This window comes from Halomonas sp. 3A7M (assembly GCF_014897875.1).
Classification (GTDB): Bacteria; Pseudomonadota; Gammaproteobacteria; order Pseudomonadales; family Halomonadaceae; genus Vreelandella.
Window position 1 is genome coordinate 1 of sequence record NZ_JABUZD010000054.1, and the last position, 533, is coordinate 533.

A 533-nucleotide genomic window follows, 5' to 3' on the forward strand; every position below is an offset into this window, starting at 1 on the left:
AGTTCTGTGTCTGACTAAGTTCTGTGTCTGACTAAGTTCTGTGTGTGACTAAGTCCTGTGTATTAGCCTGATGCGTTGGAGCCTATCATGAGTGATCTACCCAATTGTCCTGCCTGTGCCTCTGAATTTACCTACGATGATGGTATTCAGTATGTCTGCCCGGAATGCGGCAACGAATGGTCAAAAGTAGCAGAAGAGGGCGCTGAAGCGGCTGGCTCTGGTATTCGTGATGCTAACGGCAATATGCTGGCAGATGGTGACAGCGTCACTGTCATTAAAGACCTCAAGGTCAAAGGCAGTTCGCTAGTGGTTAAGGTAGGCACTAAGGTTAAAAATATTCGTTTAGTCGATGGTGATCACGATATTGATTGCAAGGTCGACGGTATTGGGCCCATGAAGCTTAAGTCAGAGTTCGTCAAAAAAGCCTAGTACGCAAAGACATAGTACTTAAAGACATAGTACTTAAAGGCATAGTACTTAAAGGCATAGTGAACCGCCCCGGCTTTACCGGAGACTCCATATCTTGAGAGGAT

The 533-nt window shown here is 45.8% G+C and carries 1 protein-coding gene; it reads left to right on the top strand.

Features of this window, described 5'->3' with window-relative positions; translation table 11 throughout:
• The first annotated feature begins 87 nt into the window (after positions 1–87).
• On the top strand, positions 88–429 hold the full coding sequence (locus INT19_RS04620; RefSeq protein ID WP_193059892.1) for a zinc ribbon domain-containing protein YjdM: 342 nt from the start codon (positions 88–90) through the stop codon (positions 427–429).
• Positions 430–533: the final 104 nt, after the last annotated feature.